Genomic DNA, 20,466 nt, shown 5'->3' with positions numbered 1-20,466 from the left:
CGGTCCGGGAGTTGCTGGCCGACTCCGGCGCCCGGCGGGAAGCGCGCCGCTTCGCCCACATCATCGACATTCTCGGCGGCGCCGCGACGGCGACCAACCAGGTCGCTCACCTTCATGCGCTGCCCAACCATTCCCAATCGGATTGTCGGACCTCTACCGTCAGATAGTGAATCGCGACGAAGGGGGAGAATCTTCATGGCAACGACAGACGCCACGCGTACCGGCTTGGTCACCGACGAGATGCGCGCACAGTATGAGACAGAGGGATATTTCGTCCTCGAGAAAGCGCTCAGCGACGAGCAGCTCGAGTTGCTTCGCGGCGGCGCGCAGTACTCCATCGACAAGCTCGACGCGAGCTTCGACGAGGCCGGCGTCGACCGGATCGGAATCAACGCCAGGGGCAAGCGCTACTTCAGCAGCATGATCTATCAGGACCGCCCGGAGCTCCGGCGCTTCCTGTTCAGCGACCTGATGGCGCAGATCTGCCGGGCGACGCTGGGGGAGGACGCCTACCTCTTCTGGGAGCAGTACGTCATCAAGGGCACCGATCCCGATTCGAGCTTCGCGTGGCACCAGGACTCGGGCTATGTCCATGAGGACCACGAGCCCTATCTCACCTGCTGGATCGCTCTCGACGACGTGACGGAGGAAAACGGCGCGGTCTATCTGCTGCCCTACTCCCGCTCGGGGATCAAGTCCTACGTCAAGCACATTCCCGATCCGACCCTCGGCGACCGCATTGCGTATTTCGGGTCCGATCCGGGAGTCCCGATGACCGGATCGGCGGGCACCATCGTCGTCTTCTCCAGCGTCGTCCTGCACCGCAGCGGGCCCAACCTGACCGACCGCCTGCGCCGGGCCTACCTCGCGCAGTACTCCGGCGAGGTCATCAAAACCAAGGACGGCACCGGCCCGTGGGGTTCGTTCGAGCAGTTCCTCGCCGGGAGCCAGATCGTCGCCAAGACCTGAGGCGGCTCCGCCGCGGCAACCTGAGCAGCGACGAAATCTCCAGGCGTCAGCGACGTCAGGCTGGGTAGACCTCACCCGTTGCGACCGCACAGTTCGCCTGTGCAACCCTGGACGACCGGGCCCGGATGAGGCAGCCGACGCGCCCGCGCCGTTCCGCGTCGCCACTTGCCCGGGACGGCCGGCGAATCAAATCATGGGGAGGAACTTTCGTGTCATCGGTCCGCCGACTGCGCTGCGCTCTGGCCGTCGTGCTCGCCGGAGCACTGGCCGCATGCGGGACCGCCGCCGAACACCACAGCGCCGCTCCCACGCATCGGGCGACGACCCACCCGCCGTCGGCGACCCGGACCCCCAGCACTCCGCCTCGATCGCACCTGCCGCGCCCACACCGGCCGGCCCGTACCACGACGCCGACGACTCCCGCCCCGCGACCGAGACCGGTGCCGCCGCTGCCCGGCGGGGGGACCACCCTCTTTCCGCAGCACCGGATCGTCGCCTACTACGGGTCGGGCGACAGCCCGGGACTCGGAGTGCTCGGGCAGGCAGATCCGGAGACGCAGTGGAACCGATTGCAGTCCCAGGCCGCCGGATACCGGACGTCCGGGCGCGCGGTGATTCCCGCCTTCGAACTGATCGCCGAGACGGCGCAGGCCTCGCCCGGGGCGGACGGGCTCTACCGCAGCCGCGCGGCCGACTCGACGATCGCCCGCTACCTGGCGACCGTACGGCGCCATCACGGGATGCTGATCCTCGACATCCAGCCCGGTCGGTCGGACTTCCTGACCGAGGCGCAGGCGTTCGCGAAGTGGCTGGACGAGCCGGACGTCGGGCTGGCGCTCGACCCCGAGTGGCGAATGGGGCCGGGGCAGGTGCCGGCGCAGGAGATCGGCTCGGTGTCGGCCGGGGAGGTCAACACGGTCTCCGCCTGGCTCGACCGCCTGGTGGCCCGCCACCACCTGCCACAGAAGCTCTTCCTCATCCACAAGTTCACCGCGTCCATGATCACCGATCAGGAAGCGCTCGCGGACCGGGCGCACCTCGCGGAGGTCGTCAACGTCGACGGTTTCGGCACGCAGACGGACAAGCTTGAGAAGTACCACACCTTCGCCGGCGAGACGAAGTTCCCCATTGGTCTCAAGCTCTTCTACCGGCAGGACGTGGACATGTTCACACCGGCGCAGGTGCTCGCACTCACCCCGGCCCCGGACGTCGTCGACTACCAGTAGGTCCGGCGCGGTAAGAACAGGGCAGTGGGCCCCGGTCGACCTGCGACCGGGGCCCTTCTGCCGATCAGACCTTGGCGGTGTCCGCCCGGGCGAACCACTCGAGCTCGGAGTGGTAGACCCGCGGCGCCGAACGCTCGGTGCGGTCCGGGGCCGCCCACTGCACGCCGTTCGCGATGACCTTGCGGACGTCGGGGTGGTGGTAGACCGGGAACGCCTGGTCGCCCGGGCTGAAGTAGAAGATCCGCCCGTGGCCCCGCCGGAAGGTGCAGCCGCTCCGGAACACCTCGCCGCCGGAGAACGAGCTGATGAAGACCAGCTCGTCGGGCGCCGGGATGTCGAAGTACTCGCCGTACATCTCCTGCTCGTCGATGATGATCGGGCTCGGGATCCCGGCGGCGATCGGGTGCGACGGGTTGACCGACCAGACCAACTCGCGGTCGCGGGACTCGTCGCGCCAGCGCAGGGTGCAGGTCGTGCCCATGAGGCGCTTGAAGATCTTCGAGAAGTGCGCCGAGTGCAGGGCGATCAGCCCCATGCCGGACAGGACGTGGCTCTCGACCCGCTCGACGATCTCGTCGGACACGTCGTTGTGGGCGGCGTGGCCCCACCAGGTCAGGACGTCGGTCTGCTCGAGAACCTCGTCGGTCAGCCCGTGCTCGGGCTGGTCGAGGGTCGCGGTCCGGACCGTCGCCCGGGGCCCGAGGTTTTCGGCGATCCCTGCCGCCACTGCGTTGTGCATCCCGTCGGGATAGAGAATGCGCACCTCCTCGTCCCGGTGCTCGTGCACGTTCTCGCCCCAGACCGTGACGCGGATCGGTGCGGAAGAGGAGTTGGCCGAAGCGGCTGTCATGCGCTGCTACCTCCAGGGTGGGTTGATGCTGAGAAATGTACGGCGTCGGCTGGTCGGCCCGATCAGGCACTGTCCCGAACGACCAACGTGGGCTGGAGCAGAACGCCCTGCTGCGGGGGCCTGGCCCCGGAGAGCTGCCCGACGATCATCCGGATCACCGAGCGACCGACCTCGTCGAGCGGCTGACGGAGACTGGTCAGGCCGGGAGCGGCCAGCTCGGCGGCCGGAGAATCGTCGAACCCGATCACCGCGAGGTCACGACCGACCTCCATCCCGCGCTGCCGGGCCGCAGCGAAACATCCGAGGGCTAGCACGTCGCTGGCCGCTACAACCGCGGTAGGTGGCTCGTCGGTGTCGAGCAGGCGCAGCGCGGCGGAGGTGGCGTCGTCGACGGTATTGGCGGCTCTCGCGATGGCCGCCCGGCCGGGCAGTTCGTGCTTGCGCAGTGCCCGCCGCCAGCCGCTGACCCGGCACTCGCCCGGCGCAGACCCGCTGGGCCAGCCCAGAAAAGCGATCCGTCGGTGGCCGCGGTCGACGAGATGGTCGACCGCCGCCATGACCCCCGCCTCGCCGTCGACGTCCACCCACGGCTGGCCGGCTCCGGCCACCTTCACCCGGCCGAAGCTGGCGAACGGCGCCTCGAGTCGGCGAAGCCACCCGGGCCGCTCGTCACCATGGTCGACGCCGGACAGGACGAAGCCGTCGACGCTGCCGGTGCGCAGCATCTCGGCGTACGTCGTCAGCTCGTCGGCGGTGTCCCGGGGCGTGAAGAGCAACAGCGAATAGCCCTCACCCTGTGCAGATTCGGCAAGCGAATGCAGGAACTCATCCATCACCGCACTGGCCCAGTGCGGCCGGTTGGGGTCGATACGGTAACCGATCTGACGCGACACGTGGGTGCGCAGCGATCGCGCCGCCCGGTTGGGTTCGTAGCCCAGCTCGTCGATCACCCGCTGAACGCGAAGCAGGGTGGCCGGGTGCAGCCGCTCCGGGGCGTTGAGCGCATTGGAGATCGTCTGCTTCGACACTCCAGCAGCCCGGGCGACCGCCGCGATGTTCGGCCCCGTGGTGCTGGAATTCGGTCTTATCACCGTCCCTCACTTGTCTACATGTAGATCGAGGCCGGGAGCGATGGCCGACACGCTGATCGTGCCGTCATCGATCCGCGCGGAGAACGGCTTGCCGGCCACCGTCAGGTTGTGCACCTCGACGGTCTCGTACGGCGCGGGTTGCAGCGGAGCGACAACGACCGCACCGCCGGGGACATCGGGTCGAAGTCCGAGAAGCGACTGCAGGATCGAGATTCCGGCCGTCGCTGCCCAGGCCTGCGGCCGGCACGCGGAGGGATACGCCAACGGTGCGCGTCCGGTCGCGTGCTGCTCGCCGGCGAAGAGCTCCGGCAACCGGTAGTCGAAGGAGGGCGCTGCGCGGACGAGGCCGGACAGCAGCGAGGCCGCCTGCTCGTGGTGGCCGGTCGCGGCGAGCCCCGCAATGGTGATCGCCGTGTCGTGCGGCCAGACGGTTCCGCAGTGATAGCTGAACGGGTTGAAGCCCCGCGAGTCGGCGCTCAAGGTCCGCAGCCCCCATCCGCAATCCATTGCGGGGGAGCCGATCCGCTCGGCGACTAAGCCACATTCCTCGGGGTCGAGTATCCCGGTGCCGAGCAGATGCCCCATGTTCGACGCGACACCGTCGACCTGGTTCTTTTCCGCGTCCAGGGCGATCGCCGGATAGGGCCCGATGTCGTCCGTGGCCCAGAAACTGCTGCGAAAACGTCGCCGAAGGGTCGCCGCCCACGCCCGCCAGCGGTCGGCATCGGGACGGTGGAACGCGTCGAGTAGCTCGGCGCCGCGAATCGCCGCCTCGTAGGCGTATCCCTGCACCTCGCAGAGCGCGATCGGTGCCTCGGCGAGGCGCCCGTCGGCGAACTGCACCGCATCACCGGAGTCTTTCCAGCCCTGGTTGGCCAGACCCCGCGTGCCGGACTGCCGGTATTCGATGAAGCCGTCGCCATCGGCATCGGCGTCGGTGGACAACCAGTGCAACGCCCGCTCGGCTGCGGGAAGGAGCTCGGCGACCTCCGCCTCGGGCAGGCCCCACCGCCATGCCTCGGCGAGGAGGGTGACGAACAGTGGGGTGGCGTCGATCGTCCCGTAGTACCGCGGCGGGAGGAAGGTCGACGTGTGTCCCTCCGGCCGCAGCTCGTGCATGATCTTTCCGGGGGCCTCCTCGGTCTCCGGGTCGTACCGGGTGCCCTGCCGGCGGGCCAGCGTGCGCAATGTCCCGGCCGCGAGTTCGGTGCCCAAGGGCAACAACATGCGCGCGGCCCAGAGCGAGTCGCGGCCGAACAGGGTGAGGAACCACGGACTGCCGGCCGCCAGGAAGAGGTCCGATGTCTGCGCCGGATCGGCGAGGAGCAGGGCATCGATGTCGAGCAGGCTCTGCCGCACGAGATCGGGCAATCGGCTGTCGCTGCACCGTACGCGGGGGACTCTCCACGGGGCGGGAACCGCGGGCGCCGCGACGGTGACCGGACGGTCGGCAGCAGCCTTCGCCGTGATGTGCAGGTCGACCGTCCACTCCTCACCGGGGGCCAAGTTCACGGTCCACTTCAGGGCTCCGGTGTTCCGGTCGACGTTCTCGGGGGACTTGGTGACCTCGAGCGTCACCGTCAGCCCGTCCGACGGAGACACCCATCGCCAGCCGTCGCGGATCGCCTCGGCCGCGATTTCGGCCGGTCGTTGCCCGCGCCGCACCTGCCCCATCTCGGCGAGGTCGCTGCCCGCGGCGATCTCCACCGGGAGGTCGACGCTGACCCGGCCGGCGTTGGTGATCCGGATCGACTCGCCGGCTGGAAAGGAGCGCCGGATCCGTTCGACGATGACGGTCGGGTCGGCGCCGTCCGCATCGGCTCGGACGATTCCGACGAAGCGGGTGGTCGGCCCGCCGACCGGGTCGCCTCCTACCGGCTCGGGCTCCCGGTCTCCGATCCGGAGGACCAAGCGGCTGAGCAGGCAGCGCTCCTGGTCGTAGAACCCGTCGATCGCGACGCCGTGCAGCTGCCCGTCGACGCCCGACATGGCCAGGGCCGGTGCGTCGACGCCGACGACGGCACCGTGCACACGGGGTGGCTCGTTCACCGATCGTCCTCCCTCTCGGGATGGGGCCGTGTCGCGCGCAAGCAAGCCTGGGCGCCTCGCGGGCGCGGCCTCGGATTGCCGATCAGCGGATGCTTCGATCCGACGCGGGGCGCGAACACTACAGCCCCACGACCCCCGCGGCTAGCGTCCAGTCACGGTCGATTTGCCAAAACCTTGTTACAGCATGGACACGTCGCCTTGACACGGCTGACTTGAAATGCTTGGCTTCCGGATCAATCGACTTGATCGATCGAATCGGCGCTATGAAAGCACATCCGGTACCCGGCCCACCAGGCCTGGGCCAACACCGATCCGACGGTGCGCGACGACGAGCGCCATCGGGGACGGAGGCACGTGGTGAACCCCAGCACCGTAGATCTGCCGGCCACGCCGGCTCCGTCCGGACGGTCAGGCTACTCATAGGCCCCCGCCCGGGCCCCATCGCCACACCGGGGTTGTCATCGTGTCTGTCAGCAGCGAAGATATCTCCTCACCGCGCACCAACAGTTGCCGGCGAGGTCGCACTGACATACACCGTCACACTCGACCAGCCGTGCCAATCGCGCCACCACTCACACCGCCCGCCATGCCGGTCGCATAACCAGCGACCGGAACTGGGCTCCACCTTCGACTAGCCAGACCGCCGGTGCCACCGGGCAATCCCGGCTGCATCCACAGAAGGGACCACACGACCGTGGACGAACGAGGAAACGTTTCCCGCCGGAATTTTCTCTACGGTTCGGCCGTAGTCGCCGGTGGGGCGATGCTGGCCGCATGCAGTAGCGGGAGCAGCAACACCGGCAGCAACAGTGGTGGCGGTGGCGGGTCGGGTTCCGGCGGCGCTAGTACGGCCAAGGGCTCGGCGAAGAAGCCGTTGGCCGCGCCGAAGAGCTTCAGCGAGTCGCCGACGTTGGCCAGCCAGGTGAAGGCGGGCAAGCTGCCGGCGGTGGCGAAGCGGCTGCCGGACAGCCCGTACGTCGTCCCGCACAACTGGTTGGGCAAGGGCAAGTACGGCGGCACGCTCAACATGATGACCTTCACCAGCCAGGGCACCGCGAAGGCCGACTCGAACCGTGAGTTCTTCTACGGCCACTCGCTGCTGCGTTATCTGAACGATGGTCTCGACGTCGGCCCCGGCCTGGTCGAGAAGTGGTCGTCCAACGCCGACACGTCGGAATGGACCCTGCACTTCCGCAAGGGCCTGAAGTGGTCCGACGGCGTCGCGTTCAGCACCGCCGACATCCTCTTCTGGTGGCAGGACATCATCCTGCCGGCCCACTACGCCCAGGTTCCTCCGGACGAGTGCCGGTCCGGCAAGGGCACGCTGTGCAAGATGGCCGCGCCGGACGCCATGACGCTGACGATGACCTTCGACGCTCCCGCGCCGCTGACCGCCGACCGGCTGGCGATGTGGGTCAACGGGGCGATCGGGCTCAACGGCCCGACCTGGGTCCTGCCGAAGCACTACGCCAAGCAGTTCCACCCGAAGTACAACAAGAGCGTCCCGAAGAACTGGGACACCGTCGGAGGCCTGTGGGAGCAGAAGACCGACTGGATGCGCAACCCGCAGTGCCCCGTCCTGATCGGCTACAAGTGCAAGACGTTCGACAACAACAAGGGCGTGACGCTCGAGCGCAACCCGTACTACTGGGCCGTCACCAAGGACGGCGACCAGCTGCCCTACATCGACGAGATTGTCATCAACAACGTGCAGGACGCCCAGGTCGGCAAGCTGCAGGTGCAGCAGGGCAAGATCGACTACTGCCAGGGTTATTTCACCCAGATCGACCTGTCCGACGTCTCGAGCCTCTCGCAGAACAAGGCGAAGGCCGGCACCGACATCGTCCTGTGGGACAGCGGATCGGGCACCGGATCGATCTTCTTCCTCAACCTCGACTACCCGGACGCCAAGCTGCGGAATCTGTTCCGTGAGCCGAAGTTCCGGCAGGCGATCTCCCTCGCCGTCAGTCGCGACGTGATCCAGAAGAGCCTCTACTTCCAGACCGGTTACCCGACGACGGGCACGCTGAGCCCGAAGGCGATCGAGTACCAGGTCAACAGCCAGGGGGTGAAGAACTTCCAGGCCTGGCGCGACAGCTACGTCAAGCAGGACGTCAAGAAGGCGAAGGCGCTGCTGGCCGAACTCGGCCTGAAGGACACCAACGGCGACGGTTTCGTCGAGATGCCCGACGGCTCCAAGCTCACCGTTCGCATCGACTACTCCGCCGACATCTCCCAGACCGAGGCCGCCAAGGACAACCAACTGGTCCAGGACGCGAAGGCGATCGGCCTGCGGATGACCCGGAACCCGGTGTCGCCGCAGTCCTACGCCGACCAGTGGGAGGCCGGACAGTTGATGTCGCACACCAACTGGGAGGTCGGCGACGGGCCCAACAACCTCGTCTACCCGCAGTGGCTGGTGCCGCTCGAGAACACCCGGTGGGCGCCGCTGGAGGGCCAGTACTACGCCGTCCGCGGTACGGCGGCCCAACACACCGAGGCCAATGTCAACCCGTGGAAGCGCAAGCCGCCGCGCCTGGCGCCGGACACGAACGGGCCCATCGCGCAGATGTGGGATCTCTACGACCAGAGCAAGATCGAGCCGGACTTCATGAAGCGGACCCAGCTGGTCTGGAAGTTGATGAAGATCCACGTCGACCAGGGACCGTTCTTCACCGGAACGGTGGCGAACTACCCACAGGTGGTCATCGCCAAGACCGACTTGCGCAACATCCCTCGCAAGGAGAACCTTGCTCAGGGCGGTTTCGTGAACCCGTGGATCCACCCGACGCCGGCGGTCTACGACCCGGAGACGTGGTACTGGGACAACCCGTCGCAGCACACCGCATAGCCACAATGTGTCGTAGGCACGAGATCTGCGAAGGGAATAGCTGACGTGCTGGTCTTTCTCGTGCGGCGTGTGTTCTACATGATCATCACTTTGATCATCATCTCCATCGCGAGCTTTGCGATCATCAACGCGGCTCCTGGGTCAGCGCTGACCCAGGAGATCCAGCGTCTGCGCACGGTTGGTGGCGAGGTGTCCACCGCTCAGATCACCGCGTTGAAGAAGCAGTACGGCGTCGACGACCCGTGGTACGTCCAGTACAAGAAGTGGATCGGCGGATTCGTCCACGGCGACTTTGGAACGTCTTTCGGTAACCATGAGCCGGTCTCGAGCCTCATTTGGAGCCGGCTCGGGTTGTCGATCGCGTTAAGCGTCGGCTCCCTGCTCATCGCCTGGTTAATCTCAATTCCATTAGGCGTCTACTCTGCGACACATCGATATTCGTTATCGGACAATACCGTCACGGTGATCCAGTTCTTCGGTGTGGCGATACCGGAGTTCCTGTTCGCGTTGCTGATCATGACCCTCGCCGCCCGATATTTCGGTACCGACGTCGGCGGTCTCTTCTCCAACGCCTATCAGAACGCGCCATGGAGTGCGGCCAAGTTCGTCGACCTCCTCAAGCACCTGTGGATCCCGCTGGTCGTGATCTCCGCCGGCAGCACGGCCTGGCTCACCCGGGTCATGCGGGCAAACCTGCTCGACGTGCTCAACCAGCAATACGTGCAGACCGCCCGGGCCAAAGGTGTGGCCGAACGCAAGGTGATCTGGAAGCATGCCACCCGCAACGCCCTGCACCCGCTGGTGATGACCCTCGGAACGACGCTGTCCGTGCTGATCTCCGGTGAAGCCATCGTGTCGATCGTCCTGAACCTGCCGACGACCGGGCCGTTGTTGATCCAGTCACTGATCTCCAAGGACACCTATCTCGCCGTCACGCTGCTGATGATGCTGTCGATCCTGCTGGTTCTCGGTAACCTGCTTGCCGACCTCCTGCTGGCTTGGGTCGACCCGCGCGTGCGTACGGCGGAGTAAGGGAGGCCAATCGTGGCGAGCATCCAGGAGACCTTTGCCCCGACCTCGACGGCGCCCGTGGAGGTCGTCGAGAGCGACGTCGGTGAAATCTCGCAGTGGCGGTTGATGGTCCGCCGGTTCCGTAAGAGCAAGCTTGCGGTGGCCAGCATGATCATCCTGGCCATCCTGTACCTCTGCGCGATCTTCGCGACGTTCCTGTCGCCCAACGAGTACGACGTGTTGAGTGCGGCTCAGAAGAACGCGTCGCCGAGTTCGTGGACGTGGAAGGGTGGTCCGGCGATCTGCGGCGTCACCCAGACGCTGGACAAGGCGACCTTCAGCTACAAGTACCAGTCCAACTGCAACAAGGCGATCCCGGTCCACTTCTTCGGAAAGGGCTACCCCTACAAGCTTCTGGGGTTCATCCCGACGACGCGGCACCTGTTCACTGTCGACAAACCCGGGCGACTGCTGCTGTGGGGTGCAGATACGCAAGGACGGGATGTCTTCGCACGGGTGATGCAAGGTGCCCGGGTTTCGCTCACCGTCGGACTGCTGGGCGTGGCGATCGCGACGATCCTCGCCGCCATCATCGGCACGGTCTCCGGCTATTTCGGAGGCACGGTCGATACGTTAATCCAACGTGTCTGTGAGGTCATTCTCTCGGTACCGACCCTTCCGCTGTGGGCGACCCTGGCGGCCGTCCTGCCGCGAGATATGGGCGTCACCGAGCGGTATTTCCTGATCACGCTGGTGCTGTCCCTGGTCGGTTGGGCGAGCCTTGCCCGCCAGGTCCGGGGCAAGGTCATGGCCTACTCCAAGGCCGACTACGTATCGGCGGCCCGTGCGGCCGGCAGCTCGCACAAGCGGATCATCCTCACTCACCTCTTGCCGAACGCGATGAGCCACATCGTCGCGGTCGCGATGCTCGCCATCCCGTTCGCGATCATCGCGGAGACCTCGCTGTCCTTCCTGGGCATCGGGATGCTGCCGCCGGCCGTGAGCTGGGGAGTCCTGCTGACCGACGCGCAGCAGGTGTCGGTGGTGTCCCAGTACCCGTGGATGCTGATTCCCGCGGCGATGGTCGTGCTCGCGGTCACGTGCTTCCTGCTCATCGGCGACGGTGTCCGCGACGCGGTCGACCCCTACGGCTGATCCTCCATGAAGTGCGACAGGGAGAACCAATGACACATGCGGCCACTGACAGCCCGACGACCAAGGCTGCCGACGCCGTCGTCTCGGTACGTGATCTCGAGGTCCAGTTCGAGACCCCGATCGGACTTGTCCGGGCCCTCAACGGCGTGACGTTCGACGTCCCGCGGGGCCAGGTGCTCGGCATCGTCGGTGAGAGCGGATGCGGCAAGAGCGTGACCGCGCGCGCCATCATGCAGATCATCGAGAAGTCCGGGAAGATCGTGAACGGCACGATCGAGCTGAACCGTCCGGACACGGCGACCTCCGAGGACGCGGTCGCATCGCAGATCCTCGCCGACGAGGACGCGGACGCGGAGACGGCGCGGGCGATCAAGGCGGGTCGGGTCGAGATCACCTCGCTGAAGCCCAACAGTGCCGGCATGCGCGCGATCCGCGGCAAAGAGATCGCCATGATCTTCCAGGAGCCGATGAGCTCACTGAACCCGGTCTACACCGTCGGGTCACAGATCGAAGAGGCGATCCTGCTGCACCAGACGCAGGACAAGAAGGAGGCGGCCCGCCGGGCAGTGGACATGCTGCGTCAGGTCGGCATGCCCAACCCGGAGGGGGCGGCGCAGGCCTACCCGCACCAACTCTCCGGCGGCATGCGCCAGCGGGCGATGATCGCCATGGCGCTCTCCTGCACGCCGACCCTGCTGATCGCGGACGAGCCCACCACCGCTCTCGACGTGACGACCGAAGCCCAGATCCTCGAGCTGATGCGCAAGCTCAAGGAAGACATCGGCATGTCGATCATGTTCATCACGCACAGCATGGGCGTGGTCGCCCAGCTCTGCGACGAGGTCATCGTCATGTACCTCGGCCAGGTCGTCGAGCGGGCGAGCGTCGACGAGATCTTCTACCACCCGAAGCACCCCTACACGCAGTCGCTGCTGCGCTCGATCCCCCGGATCGGGTCGGACCGCAAGGTGCCGCTCGAGGTGATCAAGGGATCGGTCCCCGACCCGTACGCGAGGGTTCCCGGGTGTCCGTTCCACCCGCGCTGCCCGGAGTTCATGGCCGGCCGCTGCGACACGAAGGTCCCGGTGGAGATCTCGATGGACGACGACCCGACGCACACGGTGCGGTGCCATCTGTATTACGACGACGACCAGGTGCCGGCCACAACCGCTTCGGAGGCATGAGCGTGGCTAACCACACCGCGTCCCAGGAGGGACCGCTCCTCGAGGTCACTGACCTCAAGAAGCACTTCCCGATCCGTGGCGGCCTGTTGCGCCGGCAGGTCGGCGCCGTGAAGGCGGTCGACGGCGTCAACCTCACCGTCGACCGCGGCGAGACCATGGCTGTGGTCGGCGAGTCCGGCTGCGGGAAGAGCACCACGGGCCGGACCATCCTGCGGCTGGAGCAGCCCACATCGGGTGAGGTCGTCTTCCGCCACTCCGAACTCGGCCCGGTGGACGTCGGGACCGCCAACTCCCGCGTCCTGCGGCAGATCCGCCCGCAGATGCAGATCATGTTCCAGGACCCCTTCTCCTCCCTCGACTCCCGCATGACCGTCGGACGGGTGATCGCCGAGCCGCTGATCATCAACAAGGTGGCGAAGGGCAAGCAGCTTCGGGACCGGGTGGCCGAGCTGCTGACCCTGGTCGGCATGCGGCCGGAACACGCCAGCCGCTACCCGCACGCCTTCAGCGGTGGCCAGCGCCAGCGCATCGGCATCGCCCGCGCCATCGCGCTCAACCCGCAGCTGATCATCTGTGACGAGCCGGTGTCGGCGCTCGACGTGTCGGTGCAGGCGCAGGTGCTCAACCTGCTCTCCGACCTGCAGCGGAAGCTCGACCTGACCTACCTGCTGATCTCCCACGACCTCTCGGTCATCGAACACATCGCCGACCGCGTCGCCGTCATGTACGTCGGCCGGGTCGCCGAGGTCGCGACGACCGACCAGCTGTTCTACACGCCGAAGCACCCCTACACCGAGGCGTTGCTGTCGGCCGTGCCGCAGCCGGATCCGCGGCACCGCACCCGTCCCACCATGTCCACCGCCGACATTCCGAGCCCGGCCAACCCGCCGTCCGGCTGTTACTTCCATCCGCGTTGTCCCTACGCGCAGCAGATCTGCTCGGAGGAGACGCCGGTGCTCCGGGACGTGGGCGGCGGGCAGCAGGCCGCCTGCCACTTCGCCGAGGAGTTGACGCTCAAGGGCGCGGTGATCGGTTCGATGGACGCCCAGGGCGACCGGACCACGCCGACCTCGGCCGCCGCCGGCGGCGCGGGAAGCCAGTCGATGGCCGGCGACCGGAGTGCCGACGCGTGATGGCTCCGTCCAAGCCCCGCAGTGGGCTGCCGATGTTCACGGGCATCACCACCTACCGGGACTCGCTGGGACGGTTCAGCTTCCGGCACCCGTCGGACTGGATCGGCGACGACCTCGCCGACGACCGCGAGGGCGTGATCATCCGGCCGGAGCCCGACGACCCGGACACCTATTTCGCGGTGTGGGTCGCCCCGCTCGAGGCGGGCGTCGTCGCCGACGACCTGCCCGAACTCCAGCGGGGATTCGACGACGGGCTGCGGGCCCTGCCCGACGCGGTCGTCGAGTCGTCGCAGGAAGACCTCTACGGCAACATCATCAAGCTCGATCGGCTGCTGACCTTCACCGAAGCGGGCACGACCCGCAAGCGGCGGGTCTGGGGTATGTACGTCGACACCTGGCAGGTCCTGATCAGTTTCCAGGGCTCGGTGCCGGCGGAGTACGACTACTGGCTTCCGATGGGCAACTACTGCTACGCGACGTTCGAGCTGCCGGAGGCGCTGTGGTTCGCCACCGACCCGGAGTTGCAGGCGAAGTTCGGCAAGCCGTCCGGCTCGGAGCAGCAGTAGCCCACTTCGGTCAGGCCCACTCTGGTTAGGCCCACTCCGGTCAGGGTTGGAAGCGGTAACCCATCCCTGGCTCGGTCAGCAGGTAGCGCGGCCGGCTCGGATCCGGCTCCAGCTTGCGCCGGAGCCGGGCCATGTAGAGCCGCAGGTAGTGGCTCTCCTTGGTGTACGCCGGCCCCCACGCCTCGGTGAGCAGCTGACGCTGGCTGACCAGCTTGCCGGGGTTGCGCAGCAGGATCTCGAGCAGATGCCATTCGGTCGGGGTCAGCCGCACGTCATCGCCGTCCCCGCCGGCGTGGCCGTCCGACCCGGCCGGAACGACGCGGTGCGCGGCCAGGTCGACGACGAGGGGACCGAGTTCGACCCGCGGCTCCGCGGGAGACACGGTACGGCGCTCGGTAGCTCGCATCCGGGCGAGCAACTCGCCCATGGAGAAGGGTTTCGTGACGTAGTCGTCGGCGCCCGCGTCGAGCGCGTCGATCTTGTCCGACGAGTCTGTGCGGCCGGAGAGCACGATGATCGGGGCGGTGGTCCATCCGCGCAGCCCGTCGATCACCTGCCGGCCGTCCATATCGGGAAGTCCGAGGTCGAGGAGGACGAGATCGGGGGCCTGGTCCGCGGCCGCCGCCAACGCGGAACTGCCATCGGCGGCCGCGACGACGTCGTAGTGGCGGGCCCGCAGGTTGATGGTGAGGGCGCGGCGGATCTGCGGTTCGTCGTCGACGACGAGTACGCGGGTCACGTGAGGCTCTCCCAGGTCGGCGCCGGCACGGCACGCACGATGGGCTCGGCGGCCGACAGGGCGAGCACCATCGTCAGGCCGCCGCCGGGAGTGTCCTCCGGGGTCAGCGTCCCTCCCATCGCCTCGACGAGCCCGCGGGAGAGCGCGAGCCCCAGCCCGACGCCGGTGGTGTTGTCGTGGTCGCCGAGGCGCTGGAACGGCGCGAAGATGCGCTCCCGCGCGTCCGGCGGGATTCCCGGACCCCGGTCGACCACGCGCAACTCCACCCGGTCCGCGACGCCGCTCGCCGTCACGATCGGGGGACCGCCGCGGGCGGCGTGCCGCAGCGCGTTGCCGACGAGGTTCACCAGGACCCGTTCGAGGAGGGCGGGATCGGCCTGGATCTCCGGCAGCTCGGCCGGGACCACGACGCGCACCGACCCGCCGTCGGCCCCGATGTCGTCGAGCGCCCGCGGCACGATCTCGTCGATGGCCACCGGCCGCCGGAAGACCGGGAGCACGCCTGCCTGCAGCCGGCTCATGTCCAGCAGGTTGGTGACGAGGCGGGTCAACCGGTCGAGTGATTCGTCGGCGGTCGCGAGAAGTTCCCGCTCGTCCTCCGCACTCCAGCTGACCTCGTGGTCACGCAGGCTGGTGACGGCCGCCTTCGCCGACGCGAGCGGCGTACGCAGGTCGTGGCTGACCGCGGCCAGCAGGGCGGTGCGGGAACGATCGGCTTCGGCGAGCGGCTTCGCGCTGGCGGCGGCTTCGGCGAGGCGGCGCTGTTCGAGAACGCCGGCGGCCTGAACGGCGAACGCGGTGAGGACTCGCTGGTCGGCGGCGGACAGGATCCGGCCGGACAGCGCCAGCCGGTAGTCGTCGCTGACGGGCACCACACTGTCGGCGATGTCCGGCGCGACGCAGGGCGGACCGCCGCTGCACGCCACGACGTCCCACCGGTCGCCTTCGGTGAGATCGGCCCGGCTCCGTCCGTCGGCGTCGATGGGCCGTCGCAGCAGGGTGACCGACTGCATCGTGAAGGTCTCGCGGAGGCGGTCGAGCAGGGCCGGCAGCGCCCGCTCTCCCCGCAGCACGCTGCCGGCGAGGACGGCCAGCGTCTCCGCCTCGGCGGTCGCGCGGGCCGACTGCCGGGTCTTGCGGGCGGCGAGGTCGACCACGATGCTCACGGCGACCGCCACGAGCACGAAGACGGCGAGCGCGATGATGTTGTCGCGATCGTCGATGGAGAGCGTGTGCTGCGGCGCGGTGAAGAAGTAGTTGAGCAGCAGGAATGCGGCCACGGCGGCACCCAGCGCGGGATAGATGCCGCCGATGAGCGTCACGGCGACGACCACCAGCAGATAGATCAGGATCTCGCTGGGCAGCGCGAGCTGGCCCCGGACGGCGGCGAGCACGGCAGTCAGGGACGGTAGCGCGATCAGTGCGACGGCGGCCCCGATCAGCCGGCGCCGCAGGGACAGGCCGCCGCGCAGCGCCGGCAGCCGACCCTCCGTGCCCGAGCGCTCGTGGGTGACCATGTGGACGTCGATGTCGCCCGAGCGGCGGGTGACCGATGCACCGACCCCGGGTCCGGTGAGGAAGTGCGCCCACCGGCCGCGTCGACTCGTCCCGAGCACCAGCTGCGTCGCGTTCTCCGCCTTGGCGAAGTCCAGCAGGGCGGTCGGGACGTCGTCGCCGACGACGTGGTGGTAGCTCCCGCCGAGCGACTCCACCAGGATGCGTTGCTCCTCCAGGATGGTTTGGGACGCTCCGGTCAGGCCGTCGCTGCGGGCGACATGGAGGGCGAGCAGATCGCCGCTGCCGGCCCGGGCCGCGATCCGGGCGGCCCGCCGGATCAGCGTCGCACCCTCCGGGCCACCGGTGAGCGCGACCACGACCCGCTCGCGTGCCTCCCAGGTCTCGTCGATGTCGTGCAGTGCGCGGTACCGCTGCAGGCCCTCGTCGACCCGGTCGGCGAGCCAGAGGAGAGCGAGCTCGCGCAGTGCGGTGAGATTGCCGACCCGGAAGTAGTTGGCCAGCGCGGCGTCGACCTTGCCCGCCGCGTAGACGTTGCCGTGGGCCATCCGGCGCCGCAGCGCCTCCGGGCTCATGTCCACCAGCTCGATCTGGTCCGCCGCCCGGACGACGGCATCCGGGACGGTCTCGCGCTGGACGACGCCGGTGATCCGCTCCACGACGTCGTTGAGCGACTCCAGATGCTGGATGTTGACGTTGGTGATCACGTTGATGCCCGCGTCGAGGAGCTCCTCGACGTCCTGCCAGCGCTTGGCGTTGCGTCCGCCGGGGACGTTGGTGTGGGCGAGTTCATCGACGATGGCGACCTGCGGGTGCCGCTGGAGTACGGCGTCGACGTCCATCTCGGTGAATTCGGCGTCCCGGTAGCGGCGGTGCAACCGTGGCACGATCTCCAGCCCGGAGAGCTGCTCCTCGGTGCGGGGGCGACCGTGGGACTCGACGTACCCGACGACGACATCGGTGCCGCGGGTGACGCGGCGGCGCGCCTCGCCGAGCATCGCGTAGGTCTTGCCGACGCCGGGCGCGGCGCCCAGGTAGACCCTGAGCAAACCTCGTTTGCCGCCCATCGTGAGCTCTCACCGCCTCCCAGACCAGTGTGTGTGCTGGAGTCACCTGGGCGCCACATCCGCTCCGGGTAGGCGGTCGGTATATACGCACCTGATACGGCCCCGCGGTCCGACGTGGGTCAGCCGGGATCACGGCATCCGACCACATGGGGCAGACCCATACATACCGGAAGGTGCGTCCCGCGGCCGGCGGTGGTGGCTCATCCGCCGAGGGTGAAGACAGCGGAACCGTCGCGATGGACCATCGGGCCTGGTATTTCACCGAGGAGGCGCAATGGGACTCTGTCCGGTCGACGTGATCATTATCGGCTTTCCGGGGAACAAGTTCAGTGGCCGCATCGCGCCGGCGGTGATGGAACTCGTCGACAGCGGCACGATCCGGGTCATCGACCTGCTGTTCGTCAGCAAGGACCTCGACGGGGTCGTCACGACGGTCGCCGCGGCCGACCTCGACCCGGAGACCGGGCCGAAATACCTGGCCATCGACGTCCTCGTGCCGGGCGCGCTCGGCCCGGAGGACGCGGACGAGGTCGGCGGGGATCTGGAGCCGAACAGTTCCGCGCTGCTGATCGCCTTCGAGAACGTCTGGGCCGCGAAGGTGGTCGACGCCTGCCGGGAAGCTGACGCCGTGGTGATCGACCAGATCCGCATCCCGGCCGACGTCGCCGACGCCGTACTCACTGCCGGCTGACCGCGACGCCGTCGCGAACTGAGAGGAATGACATGGGACTGCTACGCATGGCTGCGCGCACCGCGGTCGTCGCCGGGACGGCCACCGCTGTGTCCGGACGAGTCGCACGCCGACAAGCCGGGCGCTACGACCAACAGGCTCAGCAGCAGGAGCCGCAGGCCGAGCCGGCCCCCCAGCAAGCCGCTCCTGCCGCGCCCGCCGAGGATGCGGACATGGCCAAGCTCAAGGAGCTGGGTGAGCTGCACAGCCAGGGGGTGCTGTCGGATGAGGAGTTCGCCGCGGCCAAGGCCAAGATCCTGGGCATCTGACGACGGTTCGCGCAACGGGACCGAACCGTACGGACGACTGGCCGGGGTGTACGACGAGATCGTGGTGGACCCCTGCCACGCCCGCTGGGCCGGCTACCTCAGCGACCTGTGGACTTCGGACCCGACCGCCGTGCGCAGCGTGCTGGACCTGTGCTGCGGCACCGGCCTGCTGGCCGCCGACCTGATCGCCCTCGGCTATCGGATCGTCGGCGTGGATTGCTCATCTTCGATGCTCGCCCGAGCCCGCCGACTACTGGGTCCGGACCCGGTCCTGGCGCAGCAGACCCTTCCCGACCTGACGATCGACGGCGTCTTCGACGCGGCGGTCTGCACCTTCGACGGGTTCAACTACCTGAGTCCGGCCGATCTGGGTACGACGATCGCCGCGGTGGGCCGCCGGCTCCGACCCGGGGGCTGGCTCGTCTTCGACCTGCACACCGACGCGATGATGGACTTCACCAGGTCCCACCCGGTCGTCGAGGGTGCGGCTGACGGAAACCGTTTCGCGCTCAGCAGCGTCGTGGATGTCGGCGCCCGGACCTGCGAGACACGCATCGATGTCACCCGCGAACGTGACGGCGACACGTTCAGCGAGCAGCATCGTCAGTACTTCTTCAACGACGCGCAGGTCCGCGGCGCGCTCCGCGACGCAGGCTTCGGGTTGGCCGCCGTCACCGACGAGTACACCGACCTCCCGCCCCATCGATCGACGCTGCGCGCGACCTGGATTGCCCGCTACCTCGCGACCTGATCATCCCGAGCGGCCGCTCAGTAGGCATCGCTTAGTCGGCATCGTGCAGCGGGGGCGCGCTGCCGGCGAACTTGGCCACGCCGGTCCGGTCGAGCACCCGGTCGGGGAGCATCCCGTGGGAGGCACGGCGGGTGAGGCCGGCGACCGGCAGAGTGGCGTCGGAGGCGGCGAAGACCAGGTTTCCGGAGGCCTTGCCGCGCAGCACGTCGGCGTCCGCGGTGAGCACGACGTGCCGGAAGCTCTGCAGCAGCGTGGCCGCCTCACTCCGGGCGAAGGCCAGCGGAGGATCGTCGATCACGTTGAGGACGTAGAGGCCGCGGGGGACCAGGGTGCGGCGTACCAGGGCAATGAACTCAGTGGTGGCGAGGTGGTGCGGCACCGTTCTCCCCTCGAACGCATCACCGACGACGACCTCGGCCGACCCGGGGGAGCGCCGGGACAGCCGCGCGCGGGCGTCGCCGACCTTGACCCGGAGCCGAGCAGAGGTGCGCAGCCCGAGTTGATCGCGGGCCAACTCGACCAGCGCGTCGTCGTACTCGTAGACGATCTGCCGGGATGCGGGACGGGTCGCGGCCAGATAGGAGGGCAACGTGAAGCCGCCACCGCCGAGGTGGGTCACCCGCAGCGGGGCGTCGGCCGGCACGACCAGGTCGATCGCGTCGGCAAGGCGGCGTACGTAGCCGAACTCCAGCCGGGTCGGGTCGTCGAGGTCGACGTAGGAGCACTCGATGCCGTCGAGGAAGAGCAGCCGTCCCGAAGGAGCGCTCGGGTCGCCCTCGACCCGGGCGAGCGAAAAGGTGGTCGGCGCCTCCATCGCCGCGTAGGCCGACGCGGAGTCGCGCCGGCGTCCCTTGCTCTTCGCGTTTCCCACGATCGTCGATGATCCCAGCCGGTGACCTGCACTAGCGTGGCGGGCCGTGACCGTCGACAGCCCCGCTCGCCGCATCGTGCGCCGGGTCGGCGCGCTGTGCTCGGCCGATGCGCGCATCCGGGCCGCGCTCACCTACGGCTCGGTGCCGCAGGGGCGCGACGATGAGTACGCCGACGCAGAGTTCTGGATCTTCGTCGACGACCCCGCCTTCGACGCGGAGGCCTGGATCGGCGAGGTGGCGTCGGCGACGTACACGGTCCGCAACGAGTTCGACGCGGTGGTCGCATTCTTCCCGGGGCTGCTGCGCGGGGAGTTCCACTTCCGTCCGGGCGGAGCCGTCGCGGAGGTGGCGGAGTGGCCGGGGCGTGGTGCCGACATCGAGCGGATGGTGCTGGTCGATCGCACCGGCGAACTGACCCGGATCCTGGCTGCGCTCCCG

General features: G+C 68.2%; 18 protein-coding genes. 12 read left to right on the top strand and 6 right to left on the bottom strand.

The features are described 5' to 3' along the window. Positions 1–195: 195 nt before the first annotated feature. Positions 196–969: a phytanoyl-CoA dioxygenase family protein gene (locus VGH85_14035; GenBank protein ID HEY2174924.1), complete on the top strand. Its 774-nt coding sequence runs from the start codon at positions 196–198 to the stop codon at positions 967–969. Between the two features lie 209 nt (positions 970–1,178). Next, entirely contained in the window at positions 1,179–2,195 is a 1,017-nt protein-coding gene (locus VGH85_14030; GenBank protein ID HEY2174923.1) for a hypothetical protein, read from the top strand. A gap of 64 nt (positions 2,196–2,259) precedes the next feature. Here the strand turns inward: VGH85_14030 and VGH85_14025 are convergent, their stop codons facing one another. The 3 genes from VGH85_14025 to VGH85_14015 all read right to left on the bottom strand — a co-directional run bounded on the left by VGH85_14025 (position 2,260) and on the right by VGH85_14015 (position 6,185). Next, positions 2,260–3,045, bottom strand: coding sequence for a ThuA domain-containing protein (locus tag VGH85_14025; protein ID HEY2174922.1), 786 nt, complete (start codon positions 3,043–3,045; stop codon positions 2,260–2,262). A 62-nt stretch (positions 3,046–3,107) separates the two neighbouring features. Beyond that, positions 3,108–4,136, bottom strand: a complete 1,029-nt coding sequence (locus tag VGH85_14020; protein HEY2174921.1) for a LacI family DNA-binding transcriptional regulator — start codon at positions 4,134–4,136, stop codon at positions 3,108–3,110. Between the two features lie 6 nt (positions 4,137–4,142). Next, positions 4,143–6,185, bottom strand: coding sequence for a glycogen debranching N-terminal domain-containing protein (locus VGH85_14015; protein HEY2174920.1), 2,043 nt, complete (start codon positions 6,183–6,185; stop codon positions 4,143–4,145). 694 nt (positions 6,186–6,879) lie between these two features. On the opposite strand from VGH85_14015, the gene VGH85_14010 reads away from it, so the two are divergent. The 6 genes from VGH85_14010 to VGH85_13985 are packed head-to-tail and all read left to right on the top strand — an operon-like array spanning position 6,880 to position 14,085. After that, complete coding sequence (locus tag VGH85_14010) at positions 6,880–9,036, top strand: ABC transporter substrate-binding protein (GenBank protein HEY2174919.1); 2,157 nt, start codon at positions 6,880–6,882, stop codon at positions 9,034–9,036. A gap of 45 nt (positions 9,037–9,081) precedes the next feature. After that, a complete protein-coding gene (locus tag VGH85_14005) occupies positions 9,082–10,068 on the top strand; it encodes an ABC transporter permease (GenBank protein ID HEY2174918.1) in 987 nt (328 codons plus the stop codon). A 12-nt stretch (positions 10,069–10,080) separates the two neighbouring features. Further along, positions 10,081–11,202: an ABC transporter permease gene (locus tag VGH85_14000; protein HEY2174917.1), complete on the top strand. Its 1,122-nt coding sequence runs from the start codon at positions 10,081–10,083 to the stop codon at positions 11,200–11,202. A 29-nt stretch (positions 11,203–11,231) separates the two neighbouring features. After that, positions 11,232–12,386 (top strand): ABC transporter ATP-binding protein, encoded by a 1,155-nt coding sequence (locus tag VGH85_13995; GenBank protein HEY2174916.1) that lies wholly within the window; start codon positions 11,232–11,234, stop codon positions 12,384–12,386. Then, positions 12,383–13,519, top strand: a complete 1,137-nt coding sequence (locus VGH85_13990; GenBank protein HEY2174915.1) for a dipeptide ABC transporter ATP-binding protein — start codon at positions 12,383–12,385, stop codon at positions 13,517–13,519. Before VGH85_13995 ends, VGH85_13990 begins: the two co-directional genes overlap by 4 nt. Beyond that, positions 13,519–14,085, top strand: coding sequence for a hypothetical protein (locus VGH85_13985; protein ID HEY2174914.1), 567 nt, complete (start codon positions 13,519–13,521; stop codon positions 14,083–14,085). The genes VGH85_13990 and VGH85_13985 overlap by 1 nt, the downstream gene beginning before the upstream one ends. Positions 14,086–14,125: 40 nt before the next feature. Here VGH85_13985 and VGH85_13980 read toward each other — a convergent pair whose 3' ends face one another. Both VGH85_13980 and VGH85_13975 read right to left on the bottom strand, forming a co-directional pair. Continuing rightward, positions 14,126–14,824: a response regulator gene (locus VGH85_13980; GenBank protein ID HEY2174913.1), complete on the bottom strand. Its 699-nt coding sequence runs from the start codon at positions 14,822–14,824 to the stop codon at positions 14,126–14,128. Then, on the bottom strand, positions 14,821–17,406 hold the full coding sequence (locus VGH85_13975) for an ATP-binding protein (GenBank protein HEY2174912.1): 2,586 nt from the start codon (positions 17,404–17,406) through the stop codon (positions 14,821–14,823). The genes VGH85_13980 and VGH85_13975 overlap by 4 nt, the downstream gene beginning before the upstream one ends. A gap of 274 nt (positions 17,407–17,680) precedes the next feature. Here VGH85_13975 and VGH85_13970 point away from each other — a divergent pair, with 274 nt between their 5' ends. The 3 genes from VGH85_13970 to VGH85_13960 all read left to right on the top strand — a co-directional run bounded on the left by VGH85_13970 (position 17,681) and on the right by VGH85_13960 (position 19,156). Then, positions 17,681–18,097, top strand: a complete 417-nt coding sequence (locus VGH85_13970) for a DUF6325 family protein (GenBank protein ID HEY2174911.1) — start codon at positions 17,681–17,683, stop codon at positions 18,095–18,097. A 32-nt stretch (positions 18,098–18,129) separates the two neighbouring features. Further along, on the top strand, positions 18,130–18,405 hold the full coding sequence (locus VGH85_13965) for an SHOCT domain-containing protein (GenBank protein HEY2174910.1): 276 nt from the start codon (positions 18,130–18,132) through the stop codon (positions 18,403–18,405). Positions 18,406–18,466: 61 nt separating this feature from the next. Then, positions 18,467–19,156, top strand: a complete 690-nt coding sequence (locus tag VGH85_13960) for a class I SAM-dependent methyltransferase (GenBank protein ID HEY2174909.1) — start codon at positions 18,467–18,469, stop codon at positions 19,154–19,156. A gap of 31 nt (positions 19,157–19,187) precedes the next feature. Here VGH85_13960 and VGH85_13955 read toward each other — a convergent pair whose 3' ends face one another. Next, on the bottom strand, positions 19,188–20,027 hold the full coding sequence (locus VGH85_13955; GenBank protein HEY2174908.1) for a fused MFS/spermidine synthase: 840 nt from the start codon (positions 20,025–20,027) through the stop codon (positions 19,188–19,190). Between the two features lie 46 nt (positions 20,028–20,073). Between VGH85_13955 and VGH85_13950 the strand changes: the two genes are divergently transcribed. Then, a partial coding sequence (locus tag VGH85_13950) for a hypothetical protein (protein ID HEY2174907.1) occupies positions 20,074–20,466 on the top strand: 393 nt, incomplete at its 3' end.

Source organism: Mycobacteriales bacterium (genome assembly GCA_036497565.1).
Lineage (GTDB): Bacteria > Actinomycetota > Actinomycetes > Mycobacteriales > QHCD01 > DASXJE01.
This window is presented reverse-complemented; position numbering and strand designations above follow the sequence as displayed.